Raw genomic sequence first — 20,894 nt, forward strand, 5'->3', positions numbered from 1 at the left:
GGTCAGGAATCCTGTTTGGAAAGGTTTGTGCGGGAGGAGGAAAGGCCAGATGTCAGGCGACGATAACGTTGGCGGAACGATGCGCCAAGACGATCGAGGTAAAGATAGACGACGGGCGTCGTGTAAAGCGTTAGCGCCTGGCTGACGAGCAGGCCGCCCACGATGGCGATGCCCAGCGGGCGGCGCAGTTCCGATCCGTATCCATGGCCGAATATCAGCGGCAGCGCCCCCAGGGCGGCGGCGAAGGTGGTCATCATGATGGGGCGGAAACGCATCAGGCAGGCGGTGCGGATGGCCTCCAGCGGGGTATGGCCCTCGCGCTCAGCCGTGATGGCGAAATCCACCAGCATGATGGCATTTTTCTTCACGATGCCGATCAGCAGGATAACCCCGATCATCGCGATCAGGGAAAATTCCTCCCCAAAGACCTGCAGCGCCAGCAGCGCCCCGACCCCCGCGGAGGGCAGGGTGGACAGGATCGTGAAGGGATGGACATAGCTTTCATACAGGATGCCCAGCGTCATATAGACGGCAGCCAGCGCCGCAAGGATCAGCAGGGGTTCGTTGTTCACCGATTTCTGGAACTGCGCCGCGTTCCCCGCGAAACTGCCCTGGATGTTGGAGGGCATGTGCAGGCGGACCATTTCCTCATGCATGATCTGCACCGCCTGGCTTAACGACACGCCATTGGCGAGGTTGAACGAAACGGTGGTGGAGACCGACTGCCCCTGATGGTTGACGCTGAGTGCCGTAAGGGTGGGCTTTGGCGTGGCGACAAGCGTGAGCGGCACCATGGTTTCCGAGTTGGTGGACACGGCGGACCCCGATGACGTGCTGTTGCCCCCCGCCAGCGTGTTGGCGATCTGGTTGCGAAAGGACTGTGTGCTCAGCTGCGATTCCGTGCTGCCGGTGTCGGTGCGCACCCGGACGGTGTTCGACTGCGTGCCGCCGCCCGCCGTGCCGCCTGCGACGCTGACCCATACCTGCTTGAGCGTCGTCGGGTCCTGCCAGAATCGGGGCTGGACCTCCATGACCACGCGATACTGGTTCAGCGGGTTATAGATGACCGAGGCCGCGCGCTGCCCGTACGCATCGTAAAGCGTGTTGGAAATCAGCTGTGGCGTGATGTTGACGCGGCTGGAGGTATCGCGGTCGATCGACACCTGCAGCGCGTCGCCCCCCTGCTGCACGTCGGACGAGATATCGGTCAGTTCCCGATGCCGCTGCAGCGCCGTGACCAGTCGTGGCGTCCACTGATACAGGTCGGAGGAGGAATCCGACTGGAGCGAATACTGGTACGCCGCATTGCTCTGCCGTCCGCCCATGCGCAGCGCCCCGGGGGCCGAGGCATAGAAACGCGCCCCCACCATGTTGCGCAGGCGGCGGTTGATCCGCGCGATGGTGACGGCCGGGGTGTCATTGCGTTCGGACTTGTCCTTGAGGATGACGAACAGGTTAGCCTGATTGGATGAGCCGCGTCCGCCCATGAACCCCATCACGCGCGAGACGTCGCGATCCGCCATGATGGCCTTCTGCACCGTGTCGATCTTGCCCTGCATCGCCTGGAAGGAGATGGATTCGTCGCCCATCAGGTGGCCCATCAGCATGCCGGTGTCGGAATCCGGAAACAGCCCCTTGGGCATCTTGATGAACAGGGCGGCCATCAGCACGATGGTCAGCGGCAGGGACATGACCGTCAGGCGGCGATGCGCCAGCGCGATTTCAAGCGTCCGGGCATAGGTCTGCTGCAGTCCCGTCAGCCCGCGTTCCAGCAGGGCCGCGATGCGGCCGGTCTTTCCCGTGGCGGAGGCATGCACCGTCTCACGCGACAGGAAACGCGACGTCAGCATCGGCGTCAGCGTCAGCGACAGGATCATGGAAATGACGATCGTCACCGACATCGTCATCGCGAATTCATGGAACAGGCGCCCCGCCACGCCCGAAAGCAGCAGGATCGGCAGGAATACCGCAATCAGCGACACCGTGATCGACATGACCGTAAAGGCGACTTCCTGCGCGCCCAGCAGGGTCGCCTGCATCCGGTCCATCCCGGCCTCCAGGTGGCGGCTGATGTTTTCGACCACGACAATCGCGTCATCGACGACAAACCCGGTGGAGACCGTCAGCGCCATGAGCGAAAGGTTGTCGAGCGAATAGCCAAGGAATTTCATCGCGGCGAAGGTCGCGATGATGGACGTCGGCACGACGATGGCCGGCACGATGGTGATCCGCCATGAATGCAGGAACACCAGCACCACGACCACCACCAGCACGACGGACATCACCAGCGTGAACTGCGTGTCCTCCAGCGCTGCGCGGATGGTGGTGGACCGGTCCATCATGTTCGACAGGTTCACATCGGCCGGCAGCGCGCTGCGCAGGGCGGGGATTTCCGCGCGGATCTGGTCATTGGTGCTGATGATGTTCGCGCCGGCCTGCGCAAAGATGATGGCAAGGACGGCGGGCTGCCGGTTCACGTAACCGGCGTTGCGCACGTCCTCCACCCCGTCCATGACATAGGCGACATCGGCAAGGCGCACCGGGCGGCTGTCATGATAGGCGATGATGAGGTCACGGTACGCCTGCGCGTTATGCACCTGGTCATTGGTCGCAAGCGTATATCGGTAATTGCCGTGGTCGATGAACCCTTTGGGCGTATGGGCATTGGCCGACGCCAGTGCCGCGCGCACGTCCTCGAACCCGATGCCGAATTTATAGAGTGCGAGCGGATTCATCTCCACCCGCACCGCAGGCAGCGAACTGCCGCCGACCTCCACCTCGCCCACGCCGGAAATCTGCGAAAGGTGCTGCTGCAGGACGTTGGAGGCGAGGTCATACAGCTGTGCTGCCGTGCGGGTTTTCGACGTCAGCGCAAGGATCATGATCGGCGCGCCGTTGGGATTGGCCTTGAAATAGCTGGGATTCTGCCGCAGCGACGTTGGCAGGTCCGCATGGGCGGCCTGTAGTGCTGCCTCCACATCGCGGGCCGCGCCGTTGATGTCGCGCGACAGGGAAAACTGTAACGTGATGCGCGCCTGGTTTGCCGATGACTGCGATGTCATCTCCGTCAGGTCCGCGATCTGGCCCAGATGGCGTTCCAGCGGGGCCGCCACGGAACTGGCGATTTCATCGGGCGTGCCACCCGACTGTCGGGCCTGTACCTGGATGACGGGAAAATCGACGTTCGGCAGGTCCGCGACCGGAAGGGTCAGATAGCCGATGACCCCGCCAATCAGCAGGGCCACCGTCAGCAGGGTTGTTGCAACCGGACGCCGAACAAACAGGGCAACCGGATTCACGAGGGTGCCTGTGTGGGGTCTGTGTTACGCGGCCCGGTTTCGCCCGCCAGCGCGAAACGCCGCCGCAGCCGCACGCTGATCCGGTCCATGAACAGATAGATGACCGGCGTTGTGAACAGCGTCAGCAGCTGGCTGACCAGCAGGCCGCCCACGATGGCGATGCCCAGCGGACGCCGCAGTTCCGATCCGGTGCCGGTGCCGATCACCATGGGGACCGCGCCCAGCATGGCCGCCAGCGTCGTCATCAGGATGGGCCGGAAACGCAGCAGGGCGGCATGGCGGATCGAATGCAGCGGCGACATGCCCTCTATCCGTTCGGCCTCAAGTGCAAAATCGATCATCATGATGGCGTTTTTCTTGACGATACCGATCAGCAGTACCAGCCCGATGATTCCCATGATGTCCAGTCCCGATCCCGTGACCAGCAGCGCCAGCAGCGCGCCGATCCCTGCGGATGGCAGGGTGGAGAGGATCGTGATCGGGTGAATGAAGCTTTCATACAGGATGCCCAGCACGATATAGACCGCCGCCAGCGCGGCCAGCACCAGCCATGCCTCGTTCGAAAGGGAGCTGCGGAAGGCGGCGGCCGTTCCCTGGAACGAGGTCTGGAAGGTGGAGGGTAGGTGGATTTCATGTTCCACCCGCTCGATCGCGTCCGTTGCGCTGCCCAGCGAATAACCCGGCGTCACGTTGAAGGAGATCGTCGTCGCGGGGAACTGCCCCACATGCGTGATCAGCAGCGGCGCGGTATCCTGCGTCACGGACGTGACCGAGGCCAGGGGCACCAGCCCCGACGTGGGCGAGCGGGTGGGGCCAGAGGTGCTTTCCCCCGAATTGCCGCTGATCCCCGGCAGGTACATCTGGTTCAGGGAGGTCAGGCTCTTCTGGAATGCGGGATCGGCCTCCAGGATGACGCGATACTGGTTGGACTGCGTGAAGATGGTGGAGATCTGGCGCTGTCCAAAGGAATCATACAGCACGTTGTCGATCGTCTGCGGCGTGATGGAGTACCGCGCCCCCGTCGTGCGGTCCAGCGTCACGTGCGCCACCAGCCCCGCGGCTTGCAGGTCGGAGGTCACGTCCGATAGGGCCGGTTCCTTGCGCAGCCGGTCGATGAATTTCGGGACCCAGCTGGTGAACTGGTTGTAATCGGGATTTTCCAGCAGGAACTGGTACTGCGTCGCCGCGACCGAGGTATCGAGCGACAGGTCCTGGATCGGCTGCAGATACAGGCTGGCCCCCGCGATATCCGCGGTTTCGCGCTGTATGCGGCTGGCGATCGTGCTGGCGTTGTCGCTGCGCTTGTCCTGCGGGCGCAGGTTGATGAGGAAGCGTCCCTGATTGAGGGTGACGTTCTGTCCGTCCACCCCGATGAAGGAGGACAGGCTGGTGACATCGGGATCCTTGAGGATGCGATCGGCCAGTTCCTGCTGATGACGCTTCATGGCGTCAAAGGAGGTCGACTGCGCCATGACCGAGATGCCCTGGATGACGCCGGTATCCTGCGTGGGGAAAAAACCCTTGGGAATGATGACGGCCAGCACCCCGGTCAGGCCGAGCGTGATGACAAACAGCGCGAGCATCAGGCGCTGGTGACGCAGCACGACATCCAGCGCGCGGCCATAACCCGCGATGGTGGCGGTCATGGCGTGTTCGACATGCACGGCCCATGCCGCTTCCTTGCGGCCTTCGCGCTTTTCCGACAGCAGGCGCGCGCACATCATCGGCACCAGCGTCAGCGACACCACCGCCGACAGGATGATCGTCACCGCCAGCGTCACCGCGAATTCATGGAACAGGCGTCCCACCACGTCGCCCATGAACAGCAGCGGGATCAGCACGGCGATCAGCGAGACCGTCAGCGATATGATGGTGAACCCGATTTCCCCCGCGCCCTTCAGCGCGGCGGTCATGCGGTCATCGCCCATCTCGATGTAGCGGGCGATGTTTTCGATCATGACGATCGCATCGTCCACGACAAAGCCCGTGGCGATCGTCAGCGCCATCAGCGACAGGTTGTCCAGCGAAAAGCCCAGCAGGTACATCGCCGCCAGCGTGCCCACCAGTGACAGCGGCACCGACAGGCTGGGGATGATGGTGGCGGGCACGTTGCGCAGGAAGACGAAGATCACGCCCACGACAAGGAACAGCGCCAGTCCCAGCTCGAACTCCACATCCTCCACCGAGGCACGGATCGTCGTGGTGCGGTCCGTCAGCGGCGTGATGGTGATGCCGGGTGGCAGGGACTGCTGCAGGTGGGGAAGGGCGTACTTGATGTTGTCGACCACCGAAATGACGTTCGCGCCCGGCTGGCGTTGCACGTTCAGCACAAGGGCGGGCGTCCTGTTGGCCCATGCCGCCAGTTCCGTGTTTTCCGGCCCGATCACCACCGTCGCGATATCGCGGATGCGCACCGGCCCGCTGTTCTGATAGGCCACGACCTGGTTGAGCAGCTGGTCCACGCCTGAAATCTGTCCATCGATCCGCAGGGTGGTCGCGCGCTGCGGGCCGTCGAACGTGCCGGTGGGCGAATTGACGTTCACGTTGCCGATGGTCGTGCGCAGGGTATCGAGGTCAATGCCGAACGAGGTCAGTTTCGGGATGTTGACCCGCACGCGGATCGCCTTGCGGTTGCCGCCCGACAGGGTGACGAGGCCGACCCCCGAAATCTGGCTGATTTTCTGCGCAAGGCGGGTATCGATGTAATCCTCGACCTCCGTCAGGGGCATGGTCTTTGACGTGATGCCCAGCGTCAGGACCGGGGTGTCGGCCGGGTTGACCTTGGCATAGACCGGGGGCGCGGGAAGGTCGCTCGGCAGCAGGGAGTTGGCCTGGTTGATGGCGGCCTGCACTTCCTGCTCGGCAATGTCCATCGTCATCGTCAGGCCGAAGCGCAGCGTGATGACCGACGCCCCGCCGGACGACTGCGACGTCATCTGGTCCAGTCCCGACATCTCCCCGAACTGCGTCTCCAGCGGTGCCGTGACGGACGTGGCCATCACGTCCGGGCTGGCGCCGGGATAGAAGGTCTGCACCGTGATCGTCGGGTATTCGACCTCCGGCAGGGCGGAGACCGGCAGGAAGTGATAGCCCAGCAGCCCCGCGAGCATGATGGCGAGCATGAGCAGCGTGGTCGCGACCGGGCGCTGGATAAACAGGCGGGAGGGATTCACGCGGTCATCTCCGTCGAAGGCAGGACGATGGGCGGGCACACGACGGTATCAGCCGTGATCGCGGGCGGGATCATCCCTGCTTCGGCGCGGACGGGGCATCGGCGGCCGCTTCGGCCGGGATGCTGACCTTTATCCCGCTGCGCAGGTGATCGACGCCATCGGTCACGACGGTTTCGCCCTCCTTCAGGCCCGACGACACGACCGTCATGCTGTCATTGGCATGCCCGGTCTTCACGTCCCGGACATCGACGGTCCTGTCCGCCTTGACGACATAGACGAACTGTCCGTTGGGGCCGGTCTGCAACGCGTTCGTCGGCACCAGCAGGACGCCATGTTCCGTCGTCACCATCAGGTGCGCGTTGACGAACTGGTTGGGAAACAGCGTTTCCTCGTTATTGGGGAAAATGGCGCGCATGCGCACGGTGCCGGTCGAGGTGTCGATCTGGCTGTCCAGCACGCTGACCTGCCCGTCGGCGATCTTGTGCTCGTTACTGCTGTCCCATGCCTCCACCGGCAGGGAGGCCCCGGCATGCAGGCGGTCCGCCACGGGCCCGATATCGTTTTCCGGCAGCGTGAAAATGACCGAAATCGGCTGCATCTGCGTCAGGATCACCAGACCGTTCGTCTGTCCCGCCGTGATGTAGTTGCCCGCATCCACCTGACGGATGCCGACGCGGCCATCAACGGGGGCGATGATGTGGCAGTACTGGATCTGGAGCTTTTCATTATCGACCAGCGCCTGGTCCGCCTTGACCGTGCCCTCGTACTGTTCGACCAGGAACTGCTGGTCGCGCGCCGTCATGGCCGACACGCTGTTCTGCCGGATCAGGGTCTGGTAGCGCACGTTGTCCACCCGCGCCTTTTCCAGCTGCGCCTTGTCCTGCGCCAGCTGCCCCTCGTACTGCGCCAGCAGCACGTCATAGGGCCGCGTGTCCACAAGGGCGAGCAGGTCGCCCTTGTGGACATGCTGCCCTTCGGTAAACAGGACCTTCATCAGATAGCCGTCGATGCGCGACTGTACCGTGACGTTTGTGATGGGCACGACGGTGCCCAGTTCCGTCAGCACGAACGGCATGTCGCCGGCATGCACGCTTGCAACGGCGACGGGCTGTGGCGCGTTGTTGGCGTCATGTTTCTTGCCGCTGCCGCCGCTGTGGGGACGCAGGAACGCAACCGCCAGCATGAGCGCGAACGCGCCAAGACCGCCCCATACAAGGAGGCGCTTGCGCCGGGGAGGAGGATTGGGGCTGCTGTTCGTGGGGGAAGGGGATGACGGGGACTGGGTTGGGGTATCCATGTTCAGGTCAGTTTTCCACCACAGGTTGCATTGCATCGACCACCGGAACAGGCCGTCTGCCGGGGGGCGATGGCGTGCGGCGGTCAGGGTAACTTGGAAACGGCACAGGCATAAAGTATTGGAATGTAACGTCCCAAAGAATATATTTTTTGTTATAGAGATGAATGTTTCAGTGTCGATTTAAATTTTGGTATGGTTTGGAGCACTTTGCCCGACCGTGGGATCGTGGCCACTGATTTCCGCTCCGGCCCGGGGTGACAGGCGTGCCAGCAGTACTGATGCCGGCGCGCAGAGGACACCCATCGTGACGAACGCCGCGCTGAAGGCGCCGCCCGTGGCCGCGCCCGCATCCCCTGTGGAAAACATCATCCGCGAAAGCGACAGCACGGCGGCGGCGACACAGATGCCCAGTGACAGCGTCATCTGCTGCGCGGTGGAATAGAAGCTGGTCGCGGCACTCATCCGTTCCGGCGGCATGTCGGCATAGGCGATGGTGTTGTATCCCGTGAACTGCAGCGCCTGCGACATGCCCAGCCCGAGCATCGCCACCACCAGCACCCATAATGACCAGTTCGCGCCAAACGCCGCGAGGAAACAGCACCCCGCCGGCAGCACGATCGCGTTGAGGACGAGGATGCGCCGGAATCCCCACTGACGGTAAAGGCGCACGGCCAGCACCCGCATGGCAAGCGCGCCAAGCGGTGCGACAAAGGTGATGGTGCCGCTGCGCGCGGCGCTGAGGCCGAATTCCAGCTGCAGGAAGGAGGGGAGAAGGAAGGCGATCGCCCCCGTCGCCAGACGTGAAAACGCGCCGGCGCAGATCGACACGCGAAACGTGCTGACCCGCCACAGCGACAGGTCCAGCACCGGGTGCGCGACATGGCGGGCATGGCGGGCATACGCCCAGAGGCAGAGCATCCCCACGCTGAGGAGGCCGAGCATCGCCCCCGCCGGCAACTGTCCGTGGCTGGACAGTTCCGCCCCCAGCATCAGGGCGGCAAGGCCCGTGCCGGACAGCACGATCCCGCGCACGTCGAATGGCGCGACATGGGGCGCGCGCACCTGCGGGATGAACAGGCGCGTCATGACGATGGCAACCAGCCCGACCGGGATGTTGATGTAGAATATCCACCGCCATGACAGGTAGGTCGTCAGTGCCCCGCCGATCACGGGGCCGGTCATCGGCCCCAGGGTCGCGGGCAGCATCATCCAGAACATCGCCCCGATCAGCGCGGATTTCGGCACGTTCTGCAGGATGACCAGACGCCCGACCGGCACCATCATCGCCCCGCCGATCCCCTGCAGCGCCCGGGCCAGCGCAAGGGTCCACAGCCCGGGGGCCATGCTGCACAGGATGGAGCCGGCCATGAACACGATGATGGCCCATTGCAGCACGCGCCGCCCGCCAAAGCGGTCCGCCATCGGGCCGGAGGCGGGAATGAAGATCGCAAGGCTGAGCATATATGACGTCAGCGCGACGGCCGTGCGCGCCACATCGACGCCAAAGGTGCGCGCCATGGTGGGCAGTGCGGTCGTCAGAACCGTGCCGTCCATCTGTTCCATGAACAGGGTGCTGGCGACGATCAGGGCGACAATGCGCCGTCGGCCGGGCGGAATCACATCGGGGGAGGGAGGCTGGGTCGTTGGCATGGCGGTCGGCAATCAACGCATTATCATGCAAGATAGGCAACCGCCGAAGGGAACGCGATTCCCGACGACGCGTTGAATCGTGGACATATCGCACAACAGAGGCAGGAGCATCGAATATGGCTGACATCAAGAACGAAGCCCTTGAAAACAAGGCTGAAGGACTGGTGGAGCAGGGCGTGGGCCGCATCAAGGACGCGGCGGGCGGCCTGACGGGGAATGCCGGCATGCAGGCGGAAGGGAAGGTCGATCAACTGTCCGGCATGGCGCGGCAGGAATTCGCCGAACTCTATGAGGAAACCGAGGGCAAGCTGGAAAAGGCCGTCACCTTCGTGCGCGAACGTCCGCTGGCGTCGCTGGGCATTGCCGCGGCCATCGGAACCCTGCTGGCGCTGATGTTCGTGCCCCGTCGCAAAAGCTGAGGGAAGCTGTCGAGTCGCTTTTTTTTCATTTTAAGGGACTCGTTGATTCCAGAGCATCTTGCGCAACAGTACTTAAAAATGGTTTTCATCCCTTCAGAACGGAATTCGCAAACGAATCGGGCTGCGACAGCACGATCCATTGCGAGTCGGGAAGGGGTGAATGCCAGATTACTCACGCGAGAAGGCACATGGCGGCAGGGTCGCGGGCGTGGACGAGGTCGGACGCGGCCCGCTTGCGGGACCGGTTGTCGCGGCGGCTGTCATGTTCCTGCGCGGCGTGCCCGACGATCTGGCCGGGCGGCTGGATGATTCCAAGAAGCTGCGTCCCGCCCTGCGGGAACGGGCCTTTGCCGACCTTCACGCGTCTCCCTCCATCCTGATTGGCGTGGCCGCCGCTTCCGTTGCGGAAATCGAACGCCACAACATCCTGCGTGCCGCCCACCTGGCGATGCAGCGCGCGGTCGCGCGGCTGTCGCGCCGTCCCGAACTCGTGCTTGTCGATGGCAATGCCGCGCCGGATTTCGGCTGCCCCGCGCAGTGTGTGGTGGGCGGCGATTCCCGATGCCTGTCGATTGCCGCGGCCTCCATCGTCGCCAAGGTCATACGCGACCGCCTGATGACGCGCCTTTCCCTGCGCTGGCCCGGCTATGGCTGGGAACGCAACGCCGGATACGGCACCCCCGCCCATCGCGCCGCGCTGCGCGCGGGCGGCATCACGCCGCACCATCGCGCCGCCTTTGGCACCGTGCGTCAGCTTGTCCTGTCCACATCCCCCCTCAGCCCTGAAAATGCGGAGCAGCCATCATGCTGACACACTCATGAGCGGAGCCGTCATGATGGAGCTGCCGCTGGACCAGATCCTGCGCGGCGACTGCGTGGAAATGATGCAGACCCTTCCCGCCGGGTCGATTGACTGCGTCTTTGCCGACCCTCCCTATAACCTGCAGCTGCGGGGGGAGTTGCGTCGCCCGGATGACAGCATCGTCGATGGCGTCGATGACGACTGGGACAAATTCGCCGATCTTCAGGCCTATGACCGTTTTACCCGCGCATGGCTGAGCGAGGCGCGGCGCGTCCTGCGCAAGGACGGGACCATCTGGGTCATCGGGTCGTACCACAACATCTTCCGCATCGGGGCGATCCTGCAGGATCTGGGTTTCTGGATCCTCAATGACGTGATCTGGCGTAAATCCAACCCCATGCCCAATTTCCGGGGACGGCGCTTTACCAACGCGCATGAAACCCTGATATGGGCGGCGCGGGGACCCGACAGCCGCTATCGCTTCAACTACCAGGCGATGAAGGCGCTGAATGACGATGTGCAGATGCGCTCGGACTGGTACCTGCCCCTTTGCACCGGGGGGGAACGCCTGCGCAATGAACACGGGCTGAAGCTGCATCCGACGCAGAAACCCGAAAGCCTGCTGCATCGCGTGCTCATCGCCTCGACCAATGTCGATGACGTGGTGCTGGATCCCTTTACCGGAACGGGGACCACCCCGGCGATGGCGCGCCGGCTGCGGCGTCGCTTCATCGGGATCGAGCGCCACCCCGATTATGCGGAGGCCGCGATCGGGCGGGCGCGGCGTGAAAAGCCCGTGCCGCTGGACAGTGTGCTGACCACCCCGGCGCGGCGGGAATCACCGCGTATTCCGTTCGGTACACTGGTGGAACGCGGCATCCTGCCTGCCGGCACCATCCTGATGGACCGGCAGAAGCGCGTGTTCGCCACCGTCGCCCCCGATGGCACGCTGATCAGCGGCGGGCATCGCGGATCGATTCACAAGCTGGGGGCCACCCTGACGAACGCGCCGTCATGCAATGGCTGGACCTTCTGGTATTTCGAACGCGCGGGCGAACTGCAGCAGCTCGATATCCTGCGCAATGAACTGCGTGCTGAACAGGGCGGTGAGCAGGTTCGGGCGTAACCGCCCGGGGCCGGTGGCAGGCGATGGAATGGAACCGTACCGCGCATTCCGCGAACAGCACCGATAACTACCTGTTCAGCCAGCTGATCCCCTATATCGGCAACAAGCGTAAGCTGCTGCCCCTGATCGCCCGCGCCATTGCCGCGACGGGCGAAAACCCGCGTGAGACGGACTTTGTCGACCTGTTTTCCGGGACCGGGGTTGTCGGCCGCATGGCCAAGAAGATGGGGTTCAGGGTTATCGCCAATGACTGGGAACCCTATGGCGAAATCCTCAACCTCTGCTACCTCGCGACGCAGGGGCCACCAGTCTATTTTGACGGCGTGGCGTATGCGGATGTCATCGCGCGGCTCAATGCCCTGCCGCCGGTGGACGGATGGGTAACACGCCATCTGTGTCCTGATGATGACGTGGCCTATGACGTGGCGCGCGACCGCATGTTCTACATGCGCAAGAACGGGCGGCGGATCGACGCCATGCGCGAACAGATCGCACGGTGGGAGGATGCGGGGATGCTGTCACCCACGCAGCGGGCCTGCCTGCTGGCGCCACTGCTGTTCAGCGCCTGCTACAACAGCAATACCAGTGGCCTGTTCAAGGGATTCCACAATGGCTGGGGCGGGCAGACCGGCACCGCCCTTTATCGTATCGCGGGGGATCTGTGCCTGCGGCCCGCGATGTTCGTGGATAATGGCCGTGACAACGTGGTGTTGCGGGCCGATGCGCAGGAGGTTGCGCAGGATTTGGGCCGTTATCTGTCGCGACCGGCCATCGCGTATATCGACCCGCCCTATAACCAGCATCCCTATGGCGCGAATTACCATGTCCTCAACAGTATCGCGTTATGGGACCGGCCATCCCTTTCCCCCAAGATCAGCGGCAGGGACAAGGCCGCGATCCGGACCGACTGGCGCACCGTGCGGCGCAGCGCCTATAATTATCGCGACCGGGCGACGCGGGCCTATGCCCGCCTGCTCAATACCCTGCCGGTGCGCTGGATCGCCACCAGCTACAGCACGGACGGCATGATCCCGCTGCGCGATATGGTCGCGGCGAACCATGCGCTGGGGAAGGTCCGCGTTTTCAGCCGGGGCTACAAGCGCTACCGCGTCAGCAGCCAGCGCTTTTCACGCAAGCCGATGAATGTGGAATTCATCCTGCTGACCCGCGTCGGGCAGGCATGCGCCCAGTCCATCGACATGATTGTCGAGGAAATCAGATCGGCAGAAGCGCGGATACTCGCATCACACCCCGAAACCGCGACAGGTGCCGTATAACGGGGGATAACAGCCTGTTTTCAGACAGTTTCCGGAAGGGAAGGCGGCCTCAGCTTCCCCCGAAGCCCAGGAAGCCCGCGGTCGGTTTCGCGTGGCCGCCCGTCACGTCGTAACGCGAGGAGACGCTTTTGACCCGTCCCGCCAGCGGCGGCGTGCGGACGCTATCCTCCGCCTCGTCCATATCCCCATCCGCCGCGGAGCCGGAGGCGAAGTGCGGGTCTGAATCAGAGAATGTGCGCATCGACAGCAGCAGGAAGGTAATGTCGTTGCGGTTCAGGTCGATGGACATGTCCAGCGGGCTCTGACCCAGCACGTTATGCGCCGTCATGTCGGCGCCACGGTTCAGGGCCTCTTTCGCCGCGCCCAGACTGCCGCGATTGATCGCGTCAAACAGGGCGTCTGTCGGGTTCATGTCGCTGTTGGCGTGACCGCGCTCTTCTTCGCTCGATTCCGCGCCCGGCAGTGCGGAGGGCGGGGCTGCGGCCTTTGCCGCGCGCCGGGCCTCCGCCTTCTTGGCGGATTCCATGGCTTCGGCCTCTGCTTCCGCGTCCTCGGCGTCCTGGGCGTGGGCTGCGTGCCATGGCACGATGGCAAGCGGGACGGCCGACAGGATGAACACCGCAAGAAGCCGGATACCAAGTCTGGAAATCATGTCGTGTCCCGTGAATGATGCTGCGCTTCATGCATGACGCAGGTTTGCATAACAATCCCTGGATGGCACCAATATCGCACGGGGACGGGGGAACGCAAACCTTACTATCGCGTTTACCCGCGCCCTTCGCGCCACCAGCCGATCATCAGCATCGACATGACGAAAAGTAGCACGCCCCATGCAGGCAGCAGCGCGTTTGCCTGCTGTCCGGTGACGACATGGGCATGGCGGGCGGGAAAATCAAACCGCGCGGGCGTCGAATGTGGCGCGCCATCAACCATGCGCATCGCCGGAAGCGACGGCGCGTCCGTCCTGTCGCCCAGCCAGTGCACGCCCCCGCCCGTCAGCGTCGCCAGCGGCTGAAGGCGGGTGGCGGTGGCGCGCAGGTCGGCGAATTCCTCCGGATCCTCGGCGCGGGGGGCGGCAAATGCCTCATGCCCGTCGCTGTCGCGCACGCTCCAGATCCCGCTTTCATGGGCGGGGATATGGGCGGTGGTCATGCCCTTGGCGCCGGTGGGTGCAAGCGCGACCTGCCGGGTCGTGCCATCGGGGGCGGTGACGCGCACCTCGCCCGGCGGGGCGGGGACAAGGGTGCGGCGCGTGATGTTGAGCTGCCCGCCTGAAATATCGGCCTCAAGCTGGTTTTCCTCCAGCTCCGGCTCCTTCATCAGCCAGTGCGAAATGCGGCGCAGCAGTTCGGATTGCGGACCGCCGCCGCCTTCGCCATGTGACCACAGCCATGCCTGATCCGACATCAGGAAGGCCACGCGTCCCTTGTCCGCGTGATCCAACACCAGCAGCGGCTGATGGTCCGGCCCGGTCATCAGGACCTCGCCATTGACGGAATCCGATTTCAGGCTGCGATACCACGGCCCCCAGCCCGCGCCATCAGCCGACGCCGGCGCGCCCGGCAGTTCGGCCGTCACGGGATGGCGCTGTCCCGTTTCCGTCAGCATGGGGCGGAAACGCTGTTCCATCACGCCATCGGTCGCGACATGGGCGGGCAGGATTTCGGACAGCGGCGTATCCTGCAGCGATCCGGGGCCGATGAACTCCGGCCCGCCGATCAGCAGCAGGCCGCCGCCCTCGCGCACATGGTTCGCGATATTGCGCAGGTAGGCCTGCGGCAGGATGCCGTGATTTTCGAACCCGTCGAGGATGATCAGGTCGAACTGCCCGATTTTCTGCTGGAACAGCTCGTTGACGGGAAAGGCGATCAGCGCGAGGTCCGACAGGGGGGTGCCATCATCCTTGTCGGGCGGACGCAGGATGGTGAAGTGGACCAGATCGACCGAAGGATCGGCCTTCAGCAGCCGCCGCCACACCCGTTCCCCCTGGTTCGGCGTGCCGGACACCAGCAGCACCCGCAGGCGGTCGCGCACGCCGTTGATGCGCACGATGTCCTCGTTATTGAGGGTGGAGGCCTCCCCCGGCAGTTCCGGCACCGACAGGCCCACCAGCATCGGCCCCGGATGGGTGACCGGCAGTGTGATGTCCTCGGGCTGTCCGATGCGCACGGTATGGCTGACGGGCTGCGCGCCGCCCTGCGTCAGGGTCAGTTCCGCCGTCGCCCCCCGCGCGTCGGCCCGCCCGAGGTCGTCCACCTCCACCCGGATCGTCACGTCCTGCCCCACGATGCCATAGGGCGGGGCCTGCAGGATGCGCAGGCGGCGGTCGGTTTCCTCGCCCCGTCCCGTCAGCAGCACATGAAGCGGCAGGGTGATGCGACGGCCATCGGCGTCGGCCGGCGTCAGGATTTCTGGGGGCTGGGGCGGAATGTCATGCACCTGCCCGTCGGTAATCATCACCGCCCCGGCAAGGCGGGATGGCGGAATGTCCGACGCCGCCTGCGACAGGGCGGAAAACAGCCGCGTGCCGTCATGGTGGGCATCGCGCACGGTGATGGTGCGCGTGCGCAGTCCCTCGATATGGCCGATTTCCTCCTGCACGCGCTCGGCGGCGCGATGGGCCATGACCGCGCGGTCGCGAATGGACATCGAAGCCGACTGGTCCACCACCACCAGCGCGGTCTGGGGCAGGGGACGCCAGCTTTCACTCAGCCGCTGCGGGCCGCACAGCCACGCCAGCACCCCCGCGCCCGCCAGCACGCGCCAGACGGTCGCGCGCGTGCGGCGCACGATTCCCACGATCCCCATCGCCATAAGGGCCGCCCCGAGCGCATAGAGCACCCATACCGGCACCAGCGGCTGAAAGCCGGTTATGTGATGCAGGCGGTCAAGTGATGGCATCATTCCCCCAGGCGTTTCAGCAGGGCCGGGACATGGACCTGGTCGGCCTTGTAATTCCCGGTCAAGGCATACAGCACGGCATTGACGCCAAAGCGATAGGCCAGCGTACGCTGTTCGGCGCCATCGGGCATGGTGGCATAAGGGGTGTTGCCACTGTCATCCACCGCCCATGCGTGGGCCCAGTCATTGCTGCCGATGATGACGGGGCTGACGCCGTCATTGGTACTGTCGCCTTCCTGCGCGATCCACACGGGCATGCCGTCATACCGCCCCGGAAAGTCATGCAGCAGGTAGAATGTATGCGTCAGGACGTGATGATCGTCCAGCTTCGTCAGCGGGGGAATATCCAGCCCCGCCGTCATGCGCCGCAGCGCCGCCGCCGTGCCGGGGGCGGAGCCGGTAAAGGCGTCGTCCTTTTCATCGCGCGGCGCGGTGGCCGGGTCCTGTCCCTGCGTGTCGATCATCAGGATGCCGCCGTGGCGCATATAGGCGTTCAGCGCCGCCGTGCGCGCGGGCGTCGTGGTGGCGTCCGCCGTCACCGGCCAGTAGATCATGGGGTAATAGGACAGGTCGTCGCGTTCGGGCACCAGCGCGTCGGGATGGCCCAGCACGGCGGAGGTCCGGGCGTTGACGTAATCCGACAGGCCCTGCAGCCCCTCGCGTGAGACGGTGTCGATATCGTCATGACCGGTGACGATATAACCCAGCCGCGTCTCCAGCGCCGCGCCGGGAACATGTGCGTTCCTTTGCGTTGCGGCATCCGTGGCAGGCATGTCGGCGGCCCGCCCCTGCATGGGCAGCACGAGGGAGGATGCGGCGCCCAGCACCAGCGCCAGCGCCGGACCCGACACGCGCACCCGCCGCGAACGCAGCATGATCGCGATGATGCCGTCCGCCAGGATCAGCACGAGCGCCAGCACCGCGAGGATCGGGCCGAGTGCGATATCGGGCATCTGCCCACGCAGGTCCATCGCCGTGCCGATGGGGGACTGCGGGGCCATCGGGCCAGCCTCGTCCCCCACGTTGAGCGCCCGGCGGGAGGCGCGAGGCCCGTACAGGCCGGGCGGATGGATGGCGGAAACCGCGACGTGCCCGAACGCATCCGCGCGGAGTGCCTGCGCCCCGGCCGGCGGCGGCCCTTCCACCCCCGCGCCGTCAAGCGTCAGGTAAGGCGACAGCAGGCTCTGGTCCGCGGGGGTTTCGATCCCGACCGCCCGTTCGCCCAGCCGTTGCAGCATGCTGACGAACAGGCCCGACAGCGGCAGGTTGGACCAGTCCGCCGTGCTGGTGACATGGAACAGCACGACCTGTCCCGCCCCCAGCGCCGCATGCGTGACAAGCGGCGTCCCGTCCGTCAGGCGCGCCCATGTATGGGTGTCGAGGTCCGTGGCGGGACGCGCCAGCACCTGCCGCGATACGGTCACGTCGGAGGGAACCGGCAGGTCGTGGAAAGGCGACTGCGCGCCAAAGGGGGCAAGATGTTCCGGCTTGCTCCATGACATCGCGCCGCCCAGCACGCGTTCGGCATCCATCAGCCGCACCGGCAGCAGCGCATCGGCCTGCGCCCCCTGCGGGCCGGGCGAGGCGTCGATCCCCCCGCCCGAGGCGGACTGCACCAGCAGCGGACCGGCAAAGCGGATCAGCATCCCGCCGCCACGCACCCAGTTTTCCACCTTGCGCCGCGCGTCGGGACTGCCCAGCGTCCCGTCCGGGGCGATCAGGATGGACAGGGGACGCGACAGCAGGCTGTCGAGCGATCCCTCACGCAGTTCGGCGGTCGGGGCCAGCGCGCGGCGCAGGTAAAACAGGTTGCCCATCAGCGGCGTATCCGACGAACTGCCCGCGATCAGGCCGACCGGCCGCCTGCGGTCATTTTCATCAAGCAGCCTGATGCTGGCGGGGCCGGTGATCGCGTCGATGTCGACATGGTCCAGCTGGTTGCGCAGCTCGGCTGGCAGGTCCATGCGGATGCTGGCCTGCGCCGCGCCGGATGGCACCGTGACATGCAGCAGCTGCAGGGTGCTGTTGTCGATGGTCTGGGCCCGCACGTTCATTTCACGCACGTGTGGCCGGGGCACCGTGCGGATCCGCAGGCCCAGCACGGTGCCATCGCCCCGGTCCGGCGCCAGCGTCACGATATCCGAATCCGGCAGTCGCAGGTCGCGCACCGTGCCGACGTCGCGCAATGCGGTGGCAAAGGCGTCATCGTCGCGCGTCGCCATGCCGTCCGCCAGATACAGCACGGGACCGTGCCATCCCTGTCGCGTCATGTCGCGCAGCGCCTGCGCCGCCGCCGCCCGATCCACCCCCCAAGGCTGTGGTTCGGAGGGGTCGAGCATGGTGCGCAGCACGGCGGGGCTCTGCACGGGGCCGACGCGCACCGGTTCGTCCCCCGTCGGCGGGGCGGTCAGCAGCAGGCGCACCGAATGGCCGTTGCGTTCAAGGCGTTCGAGGATGCTGTCCACCGCCCGCAGGCGCTGCGTCCATCCGGGGGCCGCGGCCCAGCCATTGTCGATCACCAGCAGCGGGTCGGCGGAGGTCGCGATCCCCCCGCGATCGCGGGTGATGAATGGCTGCGCGCAGGCCCCGATAAGCAGCGCCACAGCAAGGCAGCGCAGCAGCAGCAGCCACAGCGGCGCGCGCGCGACATCGTCGTTGCGCGCCCCAAGGCCCAGCAGCAGGGTGACGGGGGGAAAGGACTGTTCGCGCGGGCGGGGCGGCAGCGCGCGCAGCAGCAGCCATACCACCGGCAGCGCAAGAAGCGCCCACAGCACCCATGGTGTGGTCAGGATCATGGCTGCGTGCCTCCGCCCGCCGGGTGCGCGCCCGCCGCCAACTGGTCATGCAGCGCCAGCAGGGCGCGTTCGGGTGGCAGGTCGGTAGTATGGGCGATCATGTCGTTGCCACCGGCGCGGCACAGGTCGGACAGCTGCTGCTGGTGCCGCGCGAAGGCCGCGCGATAGGCCGCCCGCAGGTCCGCCCCCGCCGACAGGGTGATGGACTCTTCGTGTTCCAGCCCGCTGAAGCGCGTGCGCCCGGCATAGGGCAGGTCGCGTTCCGCCGGGTCCATGACCTCGATCAGGCTGGTGCGGACCTGTCGGGCGAGTGCCGCGCGCAGCAGGGCGGAAAATGCGTCCGGCGCGTACAGCCCGTCCCCCAGCAGGACAAGGCGCGCGTTACGGACAAGATGGGCGGTCGTCGGCAGGGTGGAAGGGGGGGAGGGATGGCGCATGGCATCAATCAGGATCGTGGCCATGCGTTCCAGCGCCCCCTGGCCCGAAATGCCGGTGGCCGTCATGCCGTCCGCGCCCAGCACCCGTACGCGTTCGCCCTGCCGCAGCACGATCGCCGCCGTCGCGAGCGCAAGCAGCAGCGCGCGTTCCGCCTTGGTCGGCAGCGCCTCTGACGATCGCCAGAGCATCGAGGGGCTGTTATCGCACCATATGAAGATTGTCTGGGATGACTGCGCCTCGTTCTCGCGGACATAGGGACGGTCGCTGCGTGCGGACTGCCGCCAGTCGATGCGTGTCGCGGCCTCGCCCGGCTGGGCGGGACGGTACTGCCAGAAATTTTCCCCCGTCCCGGCGCGGCGGCGGGCATGGCCGCCCTGCTGGACCGTCAGCGCGATCCTTTGCGCCGCGATGATCAGGGCGGGTATCCGCGCCGCCAGCGCACGGGCCAGCGCGGGGCCTTCGTGCGGGCGCATCGCGCCGGACATCGCGCCAGACATGGCGGCGACCGGCCGTTTCGCGCCCGCGGAAACATCCGCGCGGGAAAACAGGCGCCTGACAAAGGTGGGCACGGACATGCGATCGGCCACGCCGGCGTCAGCCCAGATGGCCCAGCAGCCCGTCGATCAACTGCTCCAGCTTCTGGTTTTCCGCCCGCGCGGTAAAGGTCAGGGCCATGCGATGCGCCAGCACCGGCTGCGCCAGCGCCGCGACATCATCCAGCGTGGGCGACAGACGTCCGTCGAGCAGCGCGCGCGCGCGCGTCGCCAGCATCAGCGCCTGCGCCGCGCGCGGGCCGGGACCCCATGCCACGGACTGCCGGATCGCATCGCTGCTGGTGGTCTCTGGCCGTGCCTCGCGCACAAGGTGGACAATGGCGTCCAGCACCTTTTCGCCTGTCGGCAGCGCGCGCACCAGATGCTGGGCCGCGATGACGTCATCGGCGCTCATGACGGGCTGCGTCGTCGCCTGCGTGGTGCCGGTCGTCGCCAGCAGCATCGCGCGTTCGGCCTGAAGGTCCGGGAAATCCAGCAGGATCTGCATCATGAAACGGTCAAGCTGCGCCTCCGGCAGGGGGTAGGTGCCTTCCTGTTCGATGGGGTTCTGCGTCGCCAGCACGTGAAAGGGGCGCGGCAGGGCGTGATCGGTGCCCGCGATGGCGACATGGCGTTCCTGCATCGCCTGCAGCAGCGCGGACTGCGTGCGCGGGCTGGCGCGGTTGATTTCATCGGCCATCAGCAGCTGGCAGAACACCGGCCCCGCGACAAAGCGGAAGCTGCGCCGTCCCTGCGCGTCCTCATCCAGGATTTCGCTGCCTAGGATGTCCGATGGCATCAGGTCGGGCGTGAACTGCACCCGTCGCGCATCGAGTCCCATGACACGGCCGATGGTCGTGACCAGCAGCGTCTTGCCAAGGCCGGGCGCGCCCACCAGCAGGGCGTGCCCCCCGGCGAGGATGGAGGTCAGCGCAAGGTCGATCACGCGATTCTGTCCCAGTATGACCTTGCCGATTTCGGCGCGGACTGCGTGCAGCCGCGCACTGGTGGCATCGGCGGCCTGCGCGGCATCGGGGGGGGAGGAAATCGTCATGCTCGCAGGCTCCGCGCGGGAAGGGGAAAAGGCATCGGAGGTCATCATTCCTTCAGTCTGACACGTCCGGGGGTTTCATCAAGCCGGGGTAGCTCCCTATATCAGGTGGAGCAGGTTTCATAATGTTCGG

General features: G+C 65.6%; 13 protein-coding genes. 4 read left to right on the forward strand and 9 right to left on the reverse strand.

Features of this window, described 5'->3' with window-relative positions; translation table 11 throughout:
• Positions 1-2 precede the first annotated feature (2 nt).
• The 4 genes from NJLHNGOC_RS00635 to NJLHNGOC_RS00650 form a co-directional block, all read right to left on the reverse strand.
• Positions 3-3,299: an efflux RND transporter permease subunit gene (locus NJLHNGOC_RS00635; RefSeq protein WP_113594633.1), complete on the reverse strand. Its 3,297-nt coding sequence runs from the start codon at positions 3,297-3,299 to the stop codon at positions 3-5.
• Entirely contained in the window at positions 3,296-6,472 is a 3,177-nt protein-coding gene (locus NJLHNGOC_RS00640; RefSeq protein ID WP_113594792.1) for an efflux RND transporter permease subunit, read from the reverse strand. The genes NJLHNGOC_RS00635 and NJLHNGOC_RS00640 overlap by 4 nt, the downstream gene beginning before the upstream one ends.
• 70 nt (positions 6,473-6,542) lie before the next feature.
• Positions 6,543-7,769 (reverse strand): MdtA/MuxA family multidrug efflux RND transporter periplasmic adaptor subunit, encoded by a 1,227-nt coding sequence (locus NJLHNGOC_RS00645; protein ID WP_113594634.1) that lies wholly within the window; start codon positions 7,767-7,769, stop codon positions 6,543-6,545.
• Positions 7,770-7,949: 180 nt separating this feature from the next.
• Positions 7,950-9,419: an MFS transporter gene (locus NJLHNGOC_RS00650; protein WP_113594635.1), complete on the reverse strand. Its 1,470-nt coding sequence runs from the start codon at positions 9,417-9,419 to the stop codon at positions 7,950-7,952.
• 116 nt (positions 9,420-9,535) lie between these two features.
• On the opposite strand from NJLHNGOC_RS00650, the gene NJLHNGOC_RS00655 reads away from it, so the two are divergent.
• From NJLHNGOC_RS00655 to NJLHNGOC_RS00670, 4 genes are all read left to right on the forward strand, one after another.
• Positions 9,536-9,838, forward strand: a complete 303-nt coding sequence (locus NJLHNGOC_RS00655) for a CsbD family protein (protein WP_113594636.1) — start codon at positions 9,536-9,538, stop codon at positions 9,836-9,838.
• Positions 9,839-9,998: 160 nt separating this feature from the next.
• Positions 9,999-10,649: a ribonuclease HII gene (locus NJLHNGOC_RS00660; protein WP_113594637.1), complete on the forward strand. Its 651-nt coding sequence runs from the start codon at positions 9,999-10,001 to the stop codon at positions 10,647-10,649.
• Between the two features lie 7 nt (positions 10,650-10,656).
• Entirely contained in the window at positions 10,657-11,766 is a 1,110-nt protein-coding gene (locus NJLHNGOC_RS00665) for a site-specific DNA-methyltransferase (RefSeq protein WP_113594638.1), read from the forward strand.
• 23 nt (positions 11,767-11,789) lie between these two features.
• Positions 11,790-13,043 (forward strand): DNA adenine methylase, encoded by a 1,254-nt coding sequence (locus NJLHNGOC_RS00670; protein WP_113594639.1) that lies wholly within the window; start codon positions 11,790-11,792, stop codon positions 13,041-13,043.
• A gap of 49 nt (positions 13,044-13,092) precedes the next feature.
• Here NJLHNGOC_RS00670 and NJLHNGOC_RS00675 read toward each other — a convergent pair whose 3' ends face one another.
• The 5 genes from NJLHNGOC_RS00675 to NJLHNGOC_RS00695 form a co-directional block, all read right to left on the reverse strand.
• Entirely contained in the window at positions 13,093-13,695 is a 603-nt protein-coding gene (locus NJLHNGOC_RS00675; RefSeq protein WP_113594640.1) for an ankyrin repeat domain-containing protein, read from the reverse strand.
• A 113-nt stretch (positions 13,696-13,808) separates the two neighbouring features.
• Positions 13,809-15,944 carry a VWA domain-containing protein gene (locus NJLHNGOC_RS00680; RefSeq protein ID WP_113594793.1) on the reverse strand — a complete coding sequence of 712 codons (2,136 nt, stop codon included), beginning with the start codon at positions 15,942-15,944 and terminating at the stop codon, positions 13,809-13,811.
• On the reverse strand, positions 15,944-18,739 hold the full coding sequence (locus tag NJLHNGOC_RS00685) for a DUF4159 domain-containing protein (RefSeq protein ID WP_113594641.1): 2,796 nt from the start codon (positions 18,737-18,739) through the stop codon (positions 15,944-15,946). Before NJLHNGOC_RS00685 ends, NJLHNGOC_RS00680 begins: the two co-directional genes overlap by 1 nt.
• Positions 18,736-19,752 carry a DUF58 domain-containing protein gene (locus tag NJLHNGOC_RS00690; RefSeq protein WP_113594794.1) on the reverse strand — a complete coding sequence of 339 codons (1,017 nt, stop codon included), beginning with the start codon at positions 19,750-19,752 and terminating at the stop codon, positions 18,736-18,738. The genes NJLHNGOC_RS00685 and NJLHNGOC_RS00690 overlap by 4 nt, the downstream gene beginning before the upstream one ends.
• Positions 19,753-19,771: 19 nt before the next feature.
• Positions 19,772-20,812 (reverse strand): AAA family ATPase, encoded by a 1,041-nt coding sequence (locus tag NJLHNGOC_RS00695; protein WP_408890358.1) that lies wholly within the window; start codon positions 20,810-20,812, stop codon positions 19,772-19,774.
• Between the last annotated feature and the right edge of the window lie 82 nt (positions 20,813-20,894).

It is taken from the genome of Novacetimonas cocois, assembly GCF_003311635.1.
Taxonomy (GTDB): Bacteria; Pseudomonadota; Alphaproteobacteria; order Acetobacterales; family Acetobacteraceae; genus Novacetimonas; species Novacetimonas cocois.

Excerpts from the sequence above, each read along its gene's own strand:
- NJLHNGOC_RS00645 (WP_113594634.1), bottom strand. The coding sequence starts at position 7,769 with ATGGATACCCCAACCCAGTCCCCGTCATCCCCTTCCCCCACGAACAGC.
- NJLHNGOC_RS00650 (WP_113594635.1), bottom strand. The coding sequence starts at position 9,419 with ATGCCAACGACCCAGCCTCCCTCCCCCGATGTGATTCCGCCCGGCCGA.
- NJLHNGOC_RS00655 (WP_113594636.1), top strand. The coding sequence starts at position 9,536 with ATGGCTGACATCAAGAACGAAGCCCTTGAAAACAAGGCTGAAGGACTG.
- NJLHNGOC_RS00660 (WP_113594637.1), top strand. The coding sequence starts at position 9,999 with ATGCCAGATTACTCACGCGAGAAGGCACATGGCGGCAGGGTCGCGGGC.
- NJLHNGOC_RS00665 (WP_113594638.1), top strand. The coding sequence starts at position 10,657 with ATGAGCGGAGCCGTCATGATGGAGCTGCCGCTGGACCAGATCCTGCGC.
- NJLHNGOC_RS00670 (WP_113594639.1), top strand. The coding sequence starts at position 11,790 with ATGGAATGGAACCGTACCGCGCATTCCGCGAACAGCACCGATAACTAC.
- NJLHNGOC_RS00675 (WP_113594640.1), bottom strand. The coding sequence starts at position 13,695 with ATGATTTCCAGACTTGGTATCCGGCTTCTTGCGGTGTTCATCCTGTCG.
- NJLHNGOC_RS00680 (WP_113594793.1), bottom strand. The coding sequence starts at position 15,944 with ATGCCATCACTTGACCGCCTGCATCACATAACCGGCTTTCAGCCGCTG.
- NJLHNGOC_RS00685 (WP_113594641.1), bottom strand. The coding sequence starts at position 18,739 with ATGATCCTGACCACACCATGGGTGCTGTGGGCGCTTCTTGCGCTGCCG.
- NJLHNGOC_RS00690 (WP_113594794.1), bottom strand. The coding sequence starts at position 19,752 with ATGTCCGTGCCCACCTTTGTCAGGCGCCTGTTTTCCCGCGCGGATGTT.
- NJLHNGOC_RS00695 (WP_408890358.1), bottom strand. The coding sequence starts at position 20,812 with ATGATGACCTCCGATGCCTTTTCCCCTTCCCGCGCGGAGCCTGCGAGC.